Genomic DNA, 17,950 nt, shown 5'->3' on the forward strand with positions numbered 1-17,950 from the left:
ACACACATTCGATCGACATCCAGCGCAACGCTCCCTCCTGGGCGTATCCGTCCGGAAGCAGGCGCCTGTGGACAACTCATTGCCCGGGGAACCCATGTCGTATCGTCGACAGCGCGAGCCGGTACAACTGCCGACGAGCGGCGCCGAGTCCAGCCCGGCGACGCCGGCGGCCGAATGGGAGGAGCCCCCGTGACGCAGCAGGTCCCGTCGACCGAGCCCGAACTCGGCGGAGTGCGGAACTTCCGCGACGTGGGCGGACTGCCCACCGCGGACGGCCGGCGAGTGCGCTTCGGGCATCTGTTCCGCAGCGGTCACCTCGCGCACGCCACGGAGGAGGACGCCGCGTTCCTCTCCTCCCTGGGCCTCCACACGATCTTCGACTTCCGCAACGCCGCGGACCAGAAGCTGGAGGGACCGGACGTCGAGCTGCCGGGCGTGCGGAACGTGAACCTCCCGCTGAGCGACCCGGCGGACGGCAGCGAGTTCTGGAAGATGGTCCGCGACGGCGACATCGACCAGCTCCGCGGACTCCTCGGCGACGGCAAGGCCGCGAACCGGATGATCAACTCCTACCGCACGATCATCAGGGAGCGCACGGCCGAGCACTCCCAGGTGCTGCACGCGCTGGCCGACGACAGCGTGCCGGCGCTGATGCACTGCGCGGCGGGCAAGGACCGCGCCGGGCTGTCCATCGCGGTCACCCTGCTCGCCCTCGGGGTCGAGCGCGAGGCGATCGTGACCGACTACCTGGAGTCGAACGCCACGCACCGCCGTTACAAGGTCCACCGCAACGGCTCCTCGGCCGGCGCCTACTCCCCCGAGGTGATGGAACTGCTCAGCCCGCTGTTCGACGCGCGCGCCGAGTATCTGACCGCCGCCTTCGAAACGATCGAGGAGACCTGGGGCAGCGTCGAGGCATATCTGGAACAGGGACTGGGGCTCACGCCGGAGCTGCGGGAGCGGCTGCGCGCGCGGCTCCTGGACTGAGCCGCGCGCCGCTGCCGGGTCACTACTGGTTCTGCGCGCCCAGCGTGAAGAGCAGGTAGATGAAGGCCGCGAACAGGTGGCCGACGGCGACGTAGATGATCAGCCGCACCCACAGGGCGCGCGGGAACCTGTCCTCCATGGACCGCCGGCGGGGTTCTGTGGGTTCGGTCATGACGTCTCTCCCGGAGTGGGGTGGCCCGCCGCCGGGCCGAGGCACAGCGCGGCGACGGGGCTCTGCAGCAGGGTGTGTACGAAGAGGAGCTCGGCTCCGTCGCGCTCGGCGGCGGCGATGCGGTGCGGGGTCATCGAGTCGAAGTGGGCGCTGTCCCCCGGTTCGAGGACGTGCGCGGTGTCCCCGAGGCGCAGACGGAGCCGCCCCTTGAGGACGTACAGCCACTCCTCGCCCGGGTGGACGCGCACGATGTCGCCCTGCGAGCCGTAGGGGACGTGTACGCGCAGGGCCTGCATGCCGCGGCCCGCGGAGCCCGCCTGCCAGTAGGTCCAGCCGCCCGCGGGGGCCGCCTCCATGTCGGCGGCCCGTACGACCGCGTCACGTTCGGGGACCGCCTCGCCGAGCAGTTCCGAGACCGTCGTACCGTAGACACGTGCCAGGGTGAGCAGCATCGGCAGCGAGGGCTGGCGCTGCCCGGTCTCCAGCCGGGAGAGATGGGCGGGCGAGAGCGCGGCGGCGCGGGCGGCGGCCTCCAGCGTCAGGGAGGCACCGCGGCGCAGGGCGCGCAGCCGGGGCCCCACGGCGTGCAGCTCGGCGGACGGTTCGTCGACCGCCCCTGGATCGGCTTGGCTCATGGAACCATTGAGCCAAAGATTTACCTCAGCGGCAATTTTCTTGCCTCAGAGACAAAGAGGCCCCTACGCCCGTCCCCTCGCCCAGCCACACCCCGGGCCGGCTCCTTGCCCGGCGGCACGTCGGGCCGCCCAGCCCAGCCACGGCCCACACCCCGGCCCCTCGCGGCCACGCCCAAGGCCCGCTCGCCCGGCCGTACCGGTGCCGCTCGCGGCGGCCGCCGGTACGGCTCGGGCTCAGCGGTTCGCGACCGCCTGTTTCACCAGTGTCTTGCCGAAGTCCCACATCAGCCCGCCGCCGTTGTGCGCGTCCTCCATCACCGCGGTGAAGGCCTCCACGAACCGGTCGACGTCCCCCTCGTCGATCACCAGCGGCGGGATCAGCTTGATCACCTCCAGGTGGTCGCCGGAGACCTGGGTGAGGATCCGGTGCCGCTGGAGCAGCGGCACGACGACCATCTGCGCGAAGAGCCCCTTGCGCGCGGCCTGGAGCATGGTCCAGCGGCTGCGCAGCTTGAGCGACGCGGGCCGGCCGAACTCGATGCCGATCATCAGACCCCGCCCGCGCACCTCGCTCAGCAACTCGTAGCGGTCGACCAGGGCCGCCAGCCGGGATTTCAGCAGTTCTCCGGTGACGCGGGCGTTCGCGACGATCTGCTCGTTCTCCATCACGGACAGGACCGCGAGACCCGCCGCCATGGCCTGCGCGTTGGAGCCGAAGCTCGCGGAGTGCACGAGGACCCGGTCCATGGACGAGTAGACCTTCTTGAAGATCCAGTCCTTCCCGAGGGTCGCGCCCACCGGAACATAGCCGCCGGACAGCGCCTTGGCGACACACACCAGGTCCGGTTCGACGCCCTCCTCGTGCTGGTAGGCGTAGAAGTCCCCGGTGCGGCCGAGGCCGGTCTGCACCTCGTCCGCGATGAGCAGCGCCTTGTGCCGGTGCAGCAGTTCCTGGGCGGCGCGCAGATATCCGGGCGGGGACTCGTGGACGCCCTTGCCCTGGATGGGCTCGACGATGAGCGCGGCGACGTCGCCCTTCCTCAGCTCCCGGGCGAGGGCGTCGAGATCGCCGAGGGGGACGGCCGTGTCGGGCAGCAGCGGCGCGAAGCCGTCGCGGAAGCCGTCCTCGCCGTTCACCGACAGGGAACCGGTGGTCAGTCCGTGGAAGGCGTGCGCGCAGTACAGGATCCTCGGCCTGCCGGTGGCGTACCGGGCGAACTTCAGCGCGGTCTCGACGGCCTCCGTGCCGCTGTTGCCGAAGAACACCCGGTCCAGGTGCGGACTGTGGGTGAGCAGTCGCTCCGCGAGCAGGCCCGGCAGCGGCTGGCAGTCGAAGCGGGTGAGGTCGGCGAGCTGGGCGTCGAGGACGTCGTGCAGGGCGCGCCGGACGACGGGGTGGTGGCGGCCGAGGCCCATCACCCCGAAGCCGGCGAGCATGTCCAGGTAGTCGTCGCCGTCGGCGTCCCAGAAGTGCGCGCCCTCGGCCCGTTCGTAGACCTTGTCGAAGCCGATGGTGTGCAGCATGCGCGGGAGCTGGTGGTTCAGGTACTTCGTGTGCAGTTCGTAGCGCTCGGCTCCGCGCTCGGCGAGGAGCGCGCCGAGGTCGAACTCCCCCTTCTGGGCAGGGTCGGTCATTCCTGTTTCTCCTTGGACGACTGTTCCTCGGCCGGCCGGCCGGCGGCCTCCGTCAGCTCGTACGCGGCCTTGGCCCGTTCGTCCCTGATGGCCAGCCCGGCGCTGATCCGTCCGGCGATCTCCACGGGCGTGAGACCGATGTCGGCCAGGACCTCGGACCGTTTGGCGTGCGCGAGGAACTGCTCGGGGATGCCGAACCGTCTCACGGGCACGTCGACCTCGGCGTCGCCGAGGGCCAGCGCGACGGCGGCGCCGACGCCCGAGGCCCGGCTGTTGTCCTCGACGACGGCGACGAGCCGGTGCCCGGCGGCGAGGCGGGGCAGGTCCGGGTCGACTGGCTTGACCCAGCGCGGGTCGACGACGGTGCAGCCGATGCCGCGGGCCTCCAGCAGGTCGGCGGTCTGCAGGCAGACCGGGGCCATGACGCCGACCGCGACGAGCAGGACCTCGGGCCGCTCGCCCCGGTGCAGGACGTCGAGGCCGCCCACCCGGTCCACCGCGGGGATCACCGGGCCGACGGACTCCTTCGGGAAGCGGATCAGGGTCGGCGCGTCGTCCACGGCGACCGCCTCCCGGAGCTGGGCCCTGAGCTGGTCGGCGTCGCGGGGCGCGGCGATCCTGAGGCCGGGGACGACCTGGAGGATCGACATGTCCCACATGCCGTTGTGCGAGGCGCCGTCGACGCCGGTGATCCCGGCCCGGTCGAGGACGAAGGTCACACCGCAGCGGTGCAGCGCGACGTCCATGAGCAGCTGGTCGAAGGCCCGGTTGAGGAAGGTCGCGTACACGGCGACGACGGGATGCAGGCCGCCGGTCGCGAGTCCGGCCGCGGAGACCGTGGCGTGCTGCTCGGCGATGCCGACGTCCCACACCCGGTCGGGGAACCTCTCGGCGAACTTGCCGAGGCCGACCGGATGCAGCATGGCCGCCGTGATGGCCACGACGTCCGCGCGCTCCTCGCCGATGCTGACGATCTCGTCGCCGAACACGGAGGTCCAGGACGGGCCGTTGGACGGTGCCAGGGGTTCGCAGGTGAGCGGGTTCATCACACCGACGGTGTGGAAGTGGTCCTCCTCGTGCGCGAGCGCGGGTTCGTAGCCGCGCCCCTTCTCGGTCAGACAGTGGATGAGCACGGGCCCGTGGAAGCGCTTGGCGCGGCGCAGCGCGGACTCCACGGCTCCCACGTCGTGGCCGTCGATGGGTCCGACGTACTTGAGTCCCAGGTCCTCGAACATGCCCTGGGGCGCGAAGGCGTCCTTGAAGCCCTTCTTCGCGCCGTGCAGGGACTCGTAGATGGTGTTGCCGACGAGGGGGGTGTGCAGCAGGACCTGCTTGCCCCAGGCGAGGACCTGTTCGTAGCTGTCGGTGGTGCGCAGGGTCGCGAGGTGGTTGGCGAGGCCGCCGATGGTGGGCGCGTACGAGCGTTCGTTGTCGTTGACGACGATGATCAGGGGCCGGTCCTTGGCCGCGGCGATGTTGTTCAGCGCCTCCCAGGCCATGCCGCCGGTCAGCGCGCCGTCGCCGATGACCGCGACGACGTGGCCCTTCCCGCCCTGCACCTGCCGGGCCTTGGCGAGCCCGTCGGCCCAGCCGAGCGCCGTGGAGGCGTGGCTGTTCTCGATGATGTCGTGCTCGGACTCCTCGCGGGAGGGGTAGCCGGAGAGGCCTCCCTTGCCTCGCAGCTTGGAGAAGTCCTGACGCCCTGTCAGCAGTTTGTGTACGTAGCTCTGATGGCCGGTGTCCCACAGGATGCGGTCGAAGGGCGACTCGAAGACCCGGTGGAGGGCGATGGACAGCTCCACCACTCCCAGGTTGGGTCCGAGGTGACCGCCGGTCCTGGCGACCGCGTGCACCAGGAACTCCCTCACCTCTTCGGCCAGTTCACCGATTTCCGCCTCGGACAGCGCCTTCAGGTCGCGTGGTCCCCGGATGTTCTCCAGAATCGTCACGTCGGGCCCCCTCTCGGTCCGTGCTGATCAGCTCACGGTGACGGCCGGTTCCCCGGACGCGACGCCGTCGTTCTCCATCTGCTCGGCGATCTTCATCGCCTCGTCGATGAGGGTCTCGACGATCTTCGACTCGGCGACGGTCTTGATGACCTCGCCCTTGACGAAGATCTGCCCCTTGCCGTTGCCGGAGGCGACCCCCAGATCCGCCTCTCGTGCCTCGCCGGGGCCGTTCACGACGCAGCCCATGACCGCGACGCGCAACGGGACCTCCATGCCTTCCAGGCCGGCGGTGACCTCGTCGGCCAGCTTGTAGACGTCGACCTGGGCGCGCCCGCAGGACGGGCAGGAGACGATCTCCAGCCGCCGCTGCCGCAGTCCGAGCGACTCCAGGATCTGGATGCCGACCTTGACCTCCTCGGCGGGCGGCGCGCTCAGCGAGACCCGGATGGTGTCGCCGATGCCCTCGGAGAGCAGGGCGCCGAAGGCCACGGCCGACTTGATCGTGCCCTGGAAGGCCGGCCCCGCCTCGGTCACACCGAGGTGCAGCGGGTAGTCGCAGGCCGCGGCGAGCTGACGGTAGGCGTTCACCATGACCACGGGGTCGTTGTGCTTGACCGAGATCTTGATGTCACGGAAGCCGTGCTCCTCGAAGAGGGACGCCTCCCACAGCGCGGACTCGACCAGCGCCTCGGGCGTGGCCTTGCCGTACTTCTGGAGCAGCCGCCTGTCGAGCGAGCCCGCGTTCACGCCGATGCGGATCGGGGTCCCGGCGTCCCGCGCGGCCTGCGCGATCTCCCTCACCTTGTCGTCGAACTGCTTGATGTTGCCCGGATTGACGCGGACGGCCGCGCAGCCGGCCTCGATCGCCGCGAAGACGTACTTCGGCTGGAAGTGGATGTCCGCGATCACCGGGATCTGCGACTTCGCGGCGATGGTCGCGAGGGCGTCGGCGTCGTCCTGCGTGGGGCAGGCGACCCGCACGATCTGGCAGCCGGACGCGGTCAGCTCCGCGATCTGCTGAAGTGTGGCGCCGACGTCCGACGTCCGGGTCGTGGTCATCGACTGGACGGACACGGGCGCCCCGCCGCCGACCGCCACCGGTCCGACCTGGATGCGCCGCGCGACACGGCGCTCCGCGATCGGCTGGACCGGTACCTCGGGGAGGCCCAGGGAAACGGCGGTCATGAGGTCACCCGCGGCTTTCCGTGAAGGTCTCGCGGGCGGCCCGGATGGATTCCTTGAGCGAGCCCATCGTGGCGAGGACGGCGGTCGGCTCGTAGCCGCAGTGCGCCATGCAGTTGGCGCACCGGTCGTCCTTGCCGCGGCCGTAGGAGTCCCAGTCGGTCTCCTCCAGGAGCTGCCTGTACGTCTGCACGTACCCGTCGCTCATCAGGTAGCAGGGCCGCTGCCAGCCGAAGAGCGAGTAGCTGGGGATCGCCCACGCGGTGCACGGGAAGTCGACCTTGCCCTCCAGGAAGTCCAGGAAGAGCGGGCTCTGGTTGAGCCTCCAGCGGCGCCGGTTGCCGCCCGCGAAGGCCTTCTTGAACAGTTCCCGGGTCTGCTGGACCCCGAGGAAGTGCTCCTGGTCGGGCGCCTTCTCGTAGGCGTAGGCGGGCGAGAGCATCATCTCGTCGACCTTGAGGTCGTCGTTGAGGTAGTTCAGCACCTCGATGACGGTCTGCGGGGTGTCGGTGTTGAAGAAGGTGGAGTTGGTGGTGACGCGGAAGCCGCGGCGCTTGGCCTCCTTGATCGCCTCGACGGCCTCGTCGAAGACGCCTTCCTTCGCGACCGACTCGTCGTGCCGCTCACGCAGCCCGTCGATGTGCACGGCCCAGGCGAAGTACGGCGAGGGCTTGAACTTGTCCATCTTCTTGCGCATCAGCAGGGCGTTGGTGCAGAGGAAGACGAACTTCTTCTTGGCCACCAACTGCCGTACGATCTCGTCGATCTGAGGGTGCATCAGCGGCTCGCCGCCGGCGATGGACACCATCGGCGCACCGGATTCGAGGACCGCACCCACCGCTTGGGCGACCGGCATGCGCTGCTTGAGCACGCCGGCGGGGTGCTGGATCTTGCCGCAGCCCTCGCACGCGAGGTTGCACGCGAACAGCGGCTCCAGCTCGACGAGCAGGGCGAACTTGTCCCGTTTCCGAAGCTTCTGTTCAAACAGGTATGCAGCGACCTTCATGGACTGCCGAAGCGGCATGGCCATACGGCTCACCTCCGAGGGAGCGACAAAGAACGGTGCCATTCGAAAAAAGCGGGAAGTACGGCACGAAGAACGCGGAAGGCTGATATTCCACCGCGGAACGTGCCGATTCGGACGAGTTCATGTTCTGGAGCATCCACGACCACCCGGACGGCCGCAACGGGACGGATCCCCGAGCGGACCGCGCCGAGCAGGGTGGCCGCCGACTCCATGTCCACGGCGATGGCGCCGGTGGCGAACAGATCGGCGCGCTCGTGACCGCGCACCACGTGATCGGAGCCGGTGAGCGGCCCGGTGTGGACGGTGCGGCCCGGCACGGCCCGGGCGAGCTCCTTGACCAGCAGATCCGTGCCCACGCACGGCGTGGTGCCGCCCGGGTCCCGGGTCTCCTCGGCGACGACCAGGTCGCCGGGGTGCATGCCCGGGGCGAGGCCGGCGCAGAAGCCGGTGGCGAGCACGGCGGCTCCGGACAGCGCCGGGTCGGCCAGCACCCGGGTGACCGACCGGTCGGCCGCCCTGGGCCCCATGCCGGTGCGCAGCACGGTGACCGGCCCGCCGGCGCCGCTCCGGTCTCCGCTGCGCAGGGCGAGGTGCTCGATACCGAGCGCGCAGGCGATCAGGAGCGGGTCCGGGGCGGGCAGGCTGTCCATCAGCGCCCCTTCACCGCGGAGAAGGGCTCCCCGTGGACGTAGCGGCCGAGCGCCGTGAGCGGGAAGACGTGACGGTAGAGGTGGTAGTTGATCGAGAAGTCCCACGGGAAGCCGGTCCCCGTGAAGTACGGCTCGTCCCAGGTGCCGTCGGGAAGCTGTGTCTCGGTGAGCCACACCACCCCGCGCTCGGTCGCCTTGGACTCGGCCTCCCCCGCGGCGAGCAGGGCGAGCAGCGCCCAGCCTGTCTGCGAGGCGGTCGAGGCGCCGCGTCCGCTCCATCCGGCGATGTCGTAGTAGGAGCGCAGGTCCTCGCCCCAGCCGCCGTCGTCGTTCTGCACGGACTCCAGCCAGGCCACCGCCCGGCGGATCGCCGGGTGCGATCCGGGCAGTCCCGCCGCCACGAGCGCCGGGACCACCGACCCCGTTCCGTAGACGTAGTTGACGCCCCAGCGCCCGAACCAGGAACCGTTCGGCTCCTGGTGGGAGAGCAGCCACTCGATGCCCCGGCGGGTGCGCGGGTCCTGGGTCAGCCCCTCGACCGCCAGCATCTCCACCACGTGTGCGGTCACGTCCGCGGAGGGCGGGTCGATCACCTCCCCGAAGTCGCAGAACGGCAGCCGGTTGGGGAAGGCGCTGGTGTTGTCGACGTCGAACGCGCCCCAGCCGCCGTCCTTGGACTGCATGCCGAGATTCCAGCGGACCCCGCGTCCGATGGCGTTCTCGACGCGGTCCGGGTCGTGGTGCCGGACGCGGCGCAGTGCGAGGACGACCTCCGCGGTGTCGTCGATGTCGGGGTAGTTGTCGTTGTGGAACTCGAACGCCCAGCCCCCCGGCGGCAGTTGGGGCCGCTTGACCGACCAGTCGCCGGGCCGGACGATCTCCTCGCCGAGCATCCAGTCCACGGCCTTGACGAGCTGCGGGTGGTCGGCGGGCACTCCCGCGTCGGCCAGCGCGATGGTGGCGAGGCACGTGTCCCACACCGGCGACTGACAGGCCTCGATCATCCGGGCTCCGTCCTCGCGCCACACGGCGAAACGGTTTAGCGAGGCCAGCCCCTCGCGCATCACCGGGTGTTCGAGGTCGTAGCCGAGCAGATGCAGCGCGATGACCGAGTAGACGGCCGGAGGCTGGATGCCGCCCCAGCAGCCGTCGTTCTCCTGGCGCTCGATGATCCAGCGGCCGGCGGTGTTCATCGCGGCTCTGCGCAACGCGCGCGGCGCGACCTTGCGGTACTGGTGCAGGGCCTTGTCCAGGCGCTGGAAGACGCCGTCCCAACTCGCCATCGGGGCTAGGGGCCTGGCGGGGTTGGGGCGCTCGGCGTCGGCGTGCAGCTCGTCCAGCGGGAACGGCGCGGGCCGCACCGGCCGCGTGGCCGAGACGATCGTGAGCGGCACGATGGTCTGCCGCGCCCAGCAGCCGAAGTCGTAGATGTTCAGCGGCATCCACTTGGGGAAGTAGATGAGCTCCGGCGGGAGTTCGGGGAGGTCGTCCCACTTCCACCAGCCGAAGAGGGCGAGCCAGATCCGGGTGAAGACACGGGCCGCGGCGATGCCGCCGCGCTCGCGGATCCACGCGGCGGCCTTCGCCATGTGCGCGGCGTCCGGGTCGTCCCCGGCCAGCCGCAGGGCGACGTACGCCTCGATGGTGGTGGAGATCTCGCCCGGACCGCCGTAGAACGAGGACCAGGTGCCGTCCTCGCGCTGCTCGCCGCGGATGAACAGCGCCGCGCCGCGGGTGGTCGGCTCGTCGCGGATGCCCAGGAACTGGCGGAGCAGCAGGTCCTCGGCGTCCATGGTGACGTTCGTCTCGAGGTCGCCCTTCCACCAGCCCTGGGCGTCCTGCCGCGCGAGCAGGAAGTCCGTGGCGCGCTCCATGGCGCGCGTGGCGACGTCTCGGGTCTCGACTGTCCCGGCCGCCTCGGGAGTCGTCTGGTCCTGGTCTTCGCTGGCCGAGGCAGCGCGGGGCGGCAGGGCCCCGGTGCTTCCGTCGGTCGTCGCTGTCATGGCTTCCCCTTCGTGCAGTGGTGTGTCTCTGCTGTGGGTCCGCCGTCGGCCGGTGCGTTCGTTCGGATGGATACCCCTCCGCTCGAACAGGGTTCGAAGCTTGGGGAAGGCACCGGCCGGCGACTACGCGAGGGTTATTCGACCGATAACGATCATCTCTTCCGCACGACGACGAAGTCGGCCAGCGCCACGAGCTGGGCGCGGACCTGCTCGGGCATCGGTACGGCGTCCAGCGCCTCGATGGCGATCGCGTGCTGGCGGCGTGCCTCCTGGGCGGTCCACTCGCGGCCGCCCGCCTCCTCGATGAGCGCGGCGCGCACGGCGAACTCCTCCTCGGAGAAGTTCTCGAAGTCGGTCGCCTTGGCGTCCTCGGCGAGCAGCTCGCCGAGCCGCTCGGAGGCGGGTCCGCCCGCGGCGAGCGCGGCCACGACCGGCAGGGACTTCTTGCGCTGGCGCAGATCGCTCCAGGTCTGCTTTCCGGTGGCCTCCGGGTCGCCCCAGATGCCGAGGAGGTCGTCGACGGCCTGGAAGGCGAGGCCGAGGTGGTAGCCGTAGCGCTCCAGCGTGTCGGCGGTGAGGTCGTCGGCGCCGCCGAGGACCGCGCCGATGGAGCAGGCGCAGGCGAGCAGGGCACCGGTCTTGTTGCCCTCCATCTCCAGGCACTCCTCGACGCTGACGCGGTCGCGGTGCTCGTAGGAGATGTCCTGGGCCTGACCGTCGATCAGGGCCCGGGTGGCGGTGGTCAGGCGCCGGGTGGCGCGGCCCGCCTCGACGGTGCCGAGCTCCAGCAGGACCTCGTTGGCCAGCGCGAACAGGGCGTCGCCGACCAGGATCGCCTGGGCCGGACCGTGCACCTTCCAGACGGTGTCGCGGTGGCGGCGCTGTTCGTCGCCGTCCATGAGGTCGTCGTGCAGCAGCGAGAAGTTGTGCACCAGCTCGACGGCGACGGCGCCGGGGACGCCCACCTCGGGGACCGCTCCGGCGGCCTGCGCGGAGAGCACGGCGAGCGCGGGGCGCACGGCCTTGCCGCCGTCGCCGTCCGCGGGGTTGCCCTCGGCGTCGATCCAGCCGAAGTGGTAGGCGGCGACGGTGTCCATGGGCGGTGCGAGCCGGTCGACGGCCGCCTTGAGCACCGGTGTGGCCAGGGTCCGGCCGCGCTCCAGGAGCGCGGTCACGTCCACCGCGTCGGCAGCCGCTTCGGCCGGGGGCACAGTGGGCACAATCTCTCCTCTTGTTACGGAACCGGGGGTGCGGGGACCTGCCATGCTCCGGTCGAGCGTCATGCCGCCTCCTCGAAGAGTCCGAGGAGGTGGTCGCGGGGCCGGCCCAGGGCGTCCAGCGCGGCGTCCGCCGCACCGACTCCACTGCGAACCGCACTCTCCATGGTCGCGGGCCACCCTGTGGCGGTCCACGCTCCGGCCAGGTACAGGCCGGGGGCCTTGGTCCGGGCACCGGGCCGCAGCCGCCCGACGCCCGGGGCGGGGGCGAACGTCGCGGTGCGCTCCCGGGTCACGAAGAAGTCCTTGATCCCGGCGCCGCGCGCACCGGGGAGCAGCCGTTCGAGCTCCGGCAGATACCGCTCCCGGAGCGCGGCGACGGGCTCGTCGATCTCGTCCTGCGCGGCCGACTGGGACAGCGCGAGGTACTGGCCCTGCCGCAGCCCCGAGGCCTCGGTGCGGTCGAAGACCCACTGCACCGGGGAGCCGAGGGCCGCGAAGAACGGCGCGGTGAGGACCTTGCGGTCGTAGACGACGTGGACGTTGAGGATCGGCGCGGTGCCGATGTCCAGAAGCCGTCCGGGGGCGTCGAGCGCTCCCTCGGGCAGCAGGTCGTGGGCCTCGCGCTGGGGTACGGCGAGCACGACGGCGTCGGCGTCGATGCGCTCGCCGGGAACCTGAACGCTCCAACGTCCGTTCTCGTACGGGGAGACGGAGGTGACTCGTGTACGGATCTCGGTACGTACGCCCGCGGAGTCGAGCGCCTTGCGGGCCAGGGTGTCGTGCAGTTCGCCCAGCGGGACGCGAGCCCAGCCGATGTCGGCCGCGCCCGGGTCGGACAGCAGACCCGTCTTGAACACCATCGCGGCGAGCCCGAGCGAGGAGTCCTGGGCCACCGCGTTGAGGGTGGCGACCCCCACGAGGTCCCACAGTGCTTCGACGGCACGTCGCGACTGACCGTGCCCGGCGAGCCAGTCGCCGAAGTTCTGCGCGTCGAGTGCCGGATCGCTGAGGTCCAGGCCCTTGAGCGCGAGCGCGGCACGGCCGGCCTTGGCGCGCTCGGCGAGCGAGAGGTGCTGATAGGTCGCGAGACTGCGCGCGAGGTGGAGCGGTACGGGCAGTCCGGCGCGCCCGATCCTGCCGAGCCGTCGTCCCGGCGGTGCCTCCAGATCGAGAACGGGCACGTCGAGACGATCCTGCAGGGGCGCGAGCGAGGTCGCGTCGACGCGGTCGAGGAACCAGCGGTAGGCGGTGCAGCAGCGCAGGAAGACGTGCTGTCCGTTGTCCACGGTGAGCTCGCCGCGCTGGAAGGAGAACGCGAGACCGCCGAGGCGCGGCCGGCCCTCCAGCAGCGTCACCCGGAGCCCGGCGTCGGCCAGCGCGAGCGCGGCGGTGATGCCGGCGAGCCCTCCGCCGATCACCACGGCAGTGGCCCGTCCGGAGTCGTCCGTGGACTCGACCTCGCTCATCGCGCACCCTCCCCTGCGGCCGTACCGCGATGGTCGGAGCATCGACGGCGGGCCGTTGCAGTCAGGGACGCGGCCCGGCTCCGGAGGGTTGCCTGCCGCTTTTCGCCGACCGCATCACCTTGGTCCATTTGGTCCATCAAACACGCGTCCATTCAGACACGCCTCCGGACGGTGCGGCGGGAGACATGCCGGGCGTCGAGACCGGACAGGCCGCGCACCGCGACGTACGCCTTCTCGCGGCCCGGCAGGGACACCCGGCCGCGCAGCACGGCCTCCGGCTCGCGCTCGATGCGGTCGAGGAGCCGCCGGTAGATGCCCGCCATGGCCGCGACGCAGGCGCCGCTGCGCCGGTCCAGCATGGGCAGCAGCCGGTAGCCCTCGGCGAACAGGGCACGCGCCCGCCGCACCTCGAAGTGCACGAGGCCCGCGAAGTCCGAGCCCTGCGGCGGGGTGGGCCCGTCGAACCCGGCCGAGCAGCCGAACTTGGCCAGGTCGTCGGCGGGCAGGTAGGTGCGCCCGCCCTCGGCGTCCTCGCGGACGTCCCGGAGGATGTTGGTGAGCTGGAGCGCGAGCCCGAGCGTGTCGGCGTACTCCGGAGCGCGCTCGGCGCCACGCGCCCCCGGTTCGGTGCCGAAGACCCCGAGCGAGAGCCGGCCGATCGCTCCGGCCACGCACCGGCAGTAGACCTTCAGGTCGTCCCAGGTCTCGTACGTCTCACCGCGTACGTCCATCAGCACGCCGTCGATGAGTTCGTCCAGGCCCCCGAGCGGGACCGGGAAGTACGCGGCGGTGTGGCTGAGGGCGACCGCGACCGGGTCGGTGTCGTCCTCGGCGACCTCGCCCGCGCGCACGCGGGCGAGCAGCGCCCGGGTCTCCTCCAGGCGCACCCCCTTCACGTCCGGCGCCAGCGTGCCGTCGCCGATGTCGTCGACGCGCCGCGAGAACGCGTAGAGCGCCGACATCGCACGGCGCTTGGACGTCGGCAGCAGCCTGATGCCGTACGCGAAATTACGGGCCTGCTGACCGGTCACCGCCTCGCAGTAGCTGTACGCGGCGAGTACCGGTGCGGACACGTGCTGTTCCGACTCCACGGTCCGGATCACCCCTCTCCTCGCAGAGTCACTCCCACCTCGCGCAGCAGCTGGAGCTTGCCGGGCTTGGGCGGGCCGGGTAGTACGTCGTATTCGGCGGCGGCGATCGCACGGACCGCCGCCTTCCCCCCTGCCACGAACCCCGCGAGCAGCAGTTTCAGCCTGCCGTGGACGCTACCCACGAGGGGGGTGCCTTCATTCAGGAGGTTCAAGGCGCGTTCTGCTTCGTATGCAACCAGTGCTCGCACCGATGCGCCTGCTGTGGCGGCGGCGAGATCGGCTTCGACGACATGAAAGCGCTTCATGTCCTCGGCGGGCAGGTAGACGCGGTCGCGGCCCAGGTCCTCGGCCACGTCCTGGAGGTGCTCGACGATCTGGAGCCCCGTGCACACCGCGTCGGAGCGGCGGACGCGCTCGGGCGTGGAGGTTCCGGTGACGGAGAGGACCAGGCGGCCGACGGGGTTCGCGGAGAGTTCACAGTAGGCGAGCAGGTCGTCGAAGGTCTCGTACCGCTTGACGAGCTGGTCCTGGCGGTTGGCCGCGATCAGGCCGAGGAACGGTTCGGGGGTCAGGTCCGCGCGGCGCACCGTGGGCCGCAGCCTGCGCATCAGGGGGTGGCGCGGGGTCGAGTCGAACACCCGGTGAAGATCAGCTTCGAGCGCGTCGAGCAGGACCAGGGGGTCGTCGGCGTCCGCGGCCGGCACACCGAGGAGGCGGGCGTCGGCGCCACCGGGGGCGAGGTCGCCGTCGCCGATGTCGTCCACGAGGCGGGCGAAGCCGTACACGGCCATGAGGTCGTCGCGCCAGGCCCTGGGCAGGAAGAACGGGGCCACGGGGAAGTTCTCGTCCGCGGCTTTGTCGAGGGTGCCGCGCTCCGGATCGTCGGTGCGGGCCGTCCCGGCTTGGGTCACCGCTCGCCGCCCGGCGCGAGGACGGCACACGCATCGCGGAGCTGGAGAGTCACCGTAGCCATTGCCGTCACATCTCCCGTTCTACACTGCCGACCCAACCCTGCCCATTTCGGACACGCCGCCCGGAGATCCGCTCGACGTGACGGTGCCGGGTGTCGCGTATTATCGCCCTACTTGACGCGATTCAGCACCGGTACAGCTTACGTTGTACAACGCGGCACACTCCGCCGGGGTGTCCTGCACATCACAACAACACACCGATTGGCGTCAAGATTCCTTGCGCCGACGGGAGTTGGCGTTTCCTTTGCAGACGCAGGGCCCCGCCGGAGAGTTCCGGCGGGGCCCTGGGCGAATCGGGCTACTTGCCCGTGAACTTCTCGTACTCCTTGAGGACGTCCTCGGTCGGGCCGTCCATGCGCAGCTCGCCGCGCTCCAGCCACAGCACGCGGTCGCAGGTGTCGCGGATCGACTTGTTGTTGTGGCTGACCAGGAACACCGTGCCCGCGCTCTTGCGCAGCTCGCGGATGCGGGCCTCGGAGCGCTTCTGGAAGGAGCGGTCACCGGTCGCCAGAGCCTCGTCGATCATCAGCACGTCGTGGTCCTTCGCCGCCGCGATCGAGAAGCGCAGCCTCGCCGCCATGCCGGAGCTGTACGTCCGCATCGGCAGGGTGATGAAGTCGCCCTTCTCGTTGATGCCCGAGAAGTCCACGATCTCCTCGTAGCGCTCCTTGATCTGCTCACGGGACATGCCCATGGCGAGACCGCCCAGGATGACGTTCCGCTCGCCGGTCAGATCGTTCATCAGGGCCGCGTTCACGCCGAGCAGCGAGGGCTGGCCGTCGGTGTAGACCTTGCCCTTCTCGGCGGGCAGCAGACCGGCGATGGCCCGCAGGAGGGTGGACTTGCCGGAGCCGTTCGAGCCGATCAGGCCGATGGCCTCGCCGCGGTAGGCGGTGAAGGAGACACCCCGGACGGCGTGCACCTTGCGCACCCCGCGTTCCTCGCCGCGCTTGACGATGCGGCTGAGGGCGGCCGTGGCGCTGCCCTTGCCGGTCTTGGCGCCGTTCACGCGGTAGACGATGTGCAGCTCGTCCGCGATGACGGTCGGGATGTGCGACCTCTTGTCGAGCTCAGCCACGGCCGTACCTCTCTTCAGCCTTCCAGAAGTAGACGAAACCACCGACGGCGGTGACCACGGCCCAGAAGACGGCGATGCCCCACACGTGCGGGGGCAGGTTGGATGCTCCGTAGCCGTCGATGAGCGCGAAGCGCATCAGGTCCATGTAGACGGCGGCCGGGTTCGCCTGGAGCACCCGGGCGATCCACTCGGGGCGGCCTTCCAGCATGGTGCTGATGGAGAACATGACACCGGACGCGTACATCCAGGTGCGCAGGAGGAACGGCATGAGCTGGGCGAGGTCGGGCGTCTTGGCGCCCATCCGCGCGACGATCAGCGCGAGGCCGGTGTTGAACAGGAACTGGAGGAACAGCACCGGGACGATCAGCAGCCAGGACAGGCCCGGGTAGCTGCCGAAGCCGATCGCCACGACGAACAGCACGATCATCGAGAAGAGCAGCTGCTGGAGCTGCTGGAGCGCGAACGACACCGGCAGCGAGGCACGCGGGAAGTGCAGCGCGCGCACGAGTCCCAGGTTGCCCGAGATCGCCCGGACACCCGCCATGATCGAGCTCTGCGTGAAGGTGAAGACGAAGACACCGGTCACCAGGAACGGGATGTACACGTCGTGCGACATCCCGCGGTCGGCCTGCAGGATCAGCCCGAAGATCAGGTAGTAGACGGCCGCGTTGAGCAGCGGCGTCACGACCTGCCAGAGCTGGCCCAGCTTGGCCTGGCTGTACTGGGCGGTGAGCTTCGCCTGCGAGAAGGCGAGGATGAAGTGCCGCCGGCCCCAGAGCTGACGGACGTACTGGGCCAGTCCGGGCCGGGCGCCGCTGACCGCGAGGCCGTACTTGGCGGCCAGGTCGGCCGCGGACAGCCCGTCGTCGGGCGAAGGTCGGTCGCTCACCGCGATGCCGCCGTCATGCGTCGTACTCACAAGGGGATACTTTCGTCTTCGAGAGGCGCACGGCCGGCCGGACGCCGGCACGAACCGGGGTCCGGGTGGTTCCCGGGTGCTCTCAGGATCGAGCTTGTCAGATGACCGGAGGCCGGCCCAGTCGGGTCAGCCGCCACACCGTGCGCCACCGCATGGGACGCCTCGGTCCGCACGGACTCCTCCAGCCTTCCCAGAATCCGCCGAACCAGGCCCGCAGCGCGGCCCGCGAGGGGCGGCGCAGCAGCGTCAGGAGCATCCAGACGCCGAGATAGACCGGGACGAGCGGTGCGGGAAGGTTTCGGCGCGCGAGCCAGACGCGGTTGCGGGCCACCATCCGGTGGTACACCGCGTGCCGCGAGGGGGCGGTCGTCGGGTGGTACAGCACCATGTCGGAGCGGTAGTCGATCATCCAGCCGGCGTCGAGGGCCCGCCAGGCCAGGTCGGTCTCCTCGTGGGCGTAGAAGAACGCGTCCGGGAGTCCGCCGACCTCGGCGAGGACCTTCGTACGGACCGCGTTGGCGCCGCCGAGGAACGTGGTGACGCGCGAGGAGCGCATCGGGTCGGCGGCGCGCAGCCTCGGCACGTGGCGGCGCTGGGTCTCCCCGGTGCCGGGGTCGGCGATGCGGAAGCTGATGATCCCGAGCTCCGGGTCGTCGGCGAAGGCCCGGCGGCACAGCTCGGCCGTGTCGTGGTGGGCCAGCAGACCGTCGTCGTCCAGGAAGAGCAGGACGTCCACGTCGGTGCCGCCGGGGCCGAAGGCCTCGATGCCCACGTTGCGGCCGCCGGGGATGCCGAGGTTCTCGGGCAGCTCGACCGTCCGGACCCCCGCGGGGACGTCCGGGACGGGTGAGCCGTTGCCGACCACGACCACCTCGACGCGGTCGCCGTCCTGCTTGGCGACGGAGTCGAGCAGGGCCCTGAGCTCGTCGGGGCGGTTGCCCATGGTGATGATCACCGCGCCGACC

The 17,950-nt window shown here is 70.7% G+C and carries 17 protein-coding genes; 1 reads left to right on the forward strand and 16 read right to left on the reverse strand.

Annotated features, from left to right (window positions below):
* Positions 1-189 precede the first annotated feature (189 nt).
* A complete protein-coding gene (locus ACFYYF_RS04390; RefSeq protein WP_361676144.1) occupies positions 190-987 on the forward strand; it encodes a tyrosine-protein phosphatase in 798 nt (265 codons plus the stop codon).
* 22 nt (positions 988-1,009) lie between these two features.
* Here ACFYYF_RS04390 and ACFYYF_RS04395 read toward each other — a convergent pair whose 3' ends face one another.
* The 16 genes from ACFYYF_RS04395 to ACFYYF_RS04470 all read right to left on the reverse strand — a co-directional run bounded on the left by ACFYYF_RS04395 (position 1,010) and on the right by ACFYYF_RS04470 (position 17,928).
* Positions 1,010-1,126: a DUF6126 family protein gene (locus ACFYYF_RS04395; protein ID WP_037618597.1), complete on the reverse strand. Its 117-nt coding sequence runs from the start codon at positions 1,124-1,126 to the stop codon at positions 1,010-1,012.
* Between the two features lie 29 nt (positions 1,127-1,155).
* Complete coding sequence (locus tag ACFYYF_RS04400) at positions 1,156-1,794, reverse strand: helix-turn-helix domain-containing protein (protein ID WP_388771276.1); 639 nt, start codon at positions 1,792-1,794, stop codon at positions 1,156-1,158.
* A 234-nt stretch (positions 1,795-2,028) separates the two neighbouring features.
* On the reverse strand, positions 2,029-3,429 hold the full coding sequence (locus tag ACFYYF_RS04405; protein ID WP_388771278.1) for an aspartate aminotransferase family protein: 1,401 nt from the start codon (positions 3,427-3,429) through the stop codon (positions 2,029-2,031).
* A complete protein-coding gene (dxs, locus tag ACFYYF_RS04410; RefSeq protein WP_388771280.1) occupies positions 3,426-5,378 on the reverse strand; it encodes a 1-deoxy-D-xylulose-5-phosphate synthase in 1,953 nt (650 codons plus the stop codon). The genes ACFYYF_RS04405 and dxs overlap by 4 nt, the downstream gene beginning before the upstream one ends.
* Before the next feature lie 27 nt (positions 5,379-5,405).
* Positions 5,406-6,563 carry a flavodoxin-dependent (E)-4-hydroxy-3-methylbut-2-enyl-diphosphate synthase gene (gene ispG, locus ACFYYF_RS04415; RefSeq protein WP_388771282.1) on the reverse strand — a complete coding sequence of 386 codons (1,158 nt, stop codon included), beginning with the start codon at positions 6,561-6,563 and terminating at the stop codon, positions 5,406-5,408.
* Between the two features lie 4 nt (positions 6,564-6,567).
* Entirely contained in the window at positions 6,568-7,590 is a 1,023-nt protein-coding gene (gene hpnH / locus ACFYYF_RS04420) for an adenosyl-hopene transferase HpnH (RefSeq protein ID WP_361676159.1), read from the reverse strand.
* 5 nt (positions 7,591-7,595) lie between these two features.
* Positions 7,596-8,237, reverse strand: a complete 642-nt coding sequence (locus ACFYYF_RS04425) for a 1-hydroxy-2-methyl-2-butenyl 4-diphosphate reductase (RefSeq protein WP_388771284.1) — start codon at positions 8,235-8,237, stop codon at positions 7,596-7,598.
* A complete protein-coding gene (gene shc, locus ACFYYF_RS04430; protein ID WP_388771286.1) occupies positions 8,237-10,240 on the reverse strand; it encodes a squalene--hopene cyclase in 2,004 nt (667 codons plus the stop codon). Before shc ends, ACFYYF_RS04425 begins: the two co-directional genes overlap by 1 nt.
* A gap of 152 nt (positions 10,241-10,392) precedes the next feature.
* Entirely contained in the window at positions 10,393-11,505 is a 1,113-nt protein-coding gene (locus ACFYYF_RS04435) for a polyprenyl synthetase family protein (protein ID WP_365493181.1), read from the reverse strand.
* A gap of 14 nt (positions 11,506-11,519) precedes the next feature.
* Positions 11,520-12,926: a hydroxysqualene dehydroxylase HpnE gene (gene hpnE / locus ACFYYF_RS04440; protein WP_388771289.1), complete on the reverse strand. Its 1,407-nt coding sequence runs from the start codon at positions 12,924-12,926 to the stop codon at positions 11,520-11,522.
* Positions 12,923-13,078: a DUF6380 family protein gene (locus ACFYYF_RS04445; RefSeq protein ID WP_365493084.1), complete on the reverse strand. Its 156-nt coding sequence runs from the start codon at positions 13,076-13,078 to the stop codon at positions 12,923-12,925. The genes hpnE and ACFYYF_RS04445 overlap by 4 nt, the downstream gene beginning before the upstream one ends.
* A complete protein-coding gene (gene hpnD / locus ACFYYF_RS04450) occupies positions 13,079-14,029 on the reverse strand; it encodes a presqualene diphosphate synthase HpnD (RefSeq protein ID WP_388771291.1) in 951 nt (316 codons plus the stop codon).
* On the reverse strand, positions 14,026-14,928 hold the full coding sequence (hpnC, locus tag ACFYYF_RS04455; RefSeq protein WP_361676176.1) for a squalene synthase HpnC: 903 nt from the start codon (positions 14,926-14,928) through the stop codon (positions 14,026-14,028). The genes hpnD and hpnC overlap by 4 nt, the downstream gene beginning before the upstream one ends.
* 358 nt (positions 14,929-15,286) lie before the next feature.
* Positions 15,287-16,066: an ABC transporter ATP-binding protein gene (locus ACFYYF_RS04460; RefSeq protein WP_361676179.1), complete on the reverse strand. Its 780-nt coding sequence runs from the start codon at positions 16,064-16,066 to the stop codon at positions 15,287-15,289.
* Positions 16,059-16,955, reverse strand: coding sequence for an ABC transporter permease (locus ACFYYF_RS04465; RefSeq protein ID WP_361676298.1), 897 nt, complete (start codon positions 16,953-16,955; stop codon positions 16,059-16,061). Before ACFYYF_RS04465 ends, ACFYYF_RS04460 begins: the two co-directional genes overlap by 8 nt.
* A 127-nt stretch (positions 16,956-17,082) precedes the next feature.
* On the reverse strand, positions 17,083-17,928 hold the full coding sequence (locus ACFYYF_RS04470) for a glycosyltransferase family 2 protein (protein ID WP_388771575.1): 846 nt from the start codon (positions 17,926-17,928) through the stop codon (positions 17,083-17,085).
* Positions 17,929-17,950 lie beyond the last annotated feature (22 nt).

Source organism: Streptomyces sp. NPDC001914 (genome assembly GCF_042891215.1).
Taxonomy (GTDB): Bacteria; Actinomycetota; Actinomycetes; order Streptomycetales; family Streptomycetaceae; genus Streptomyces.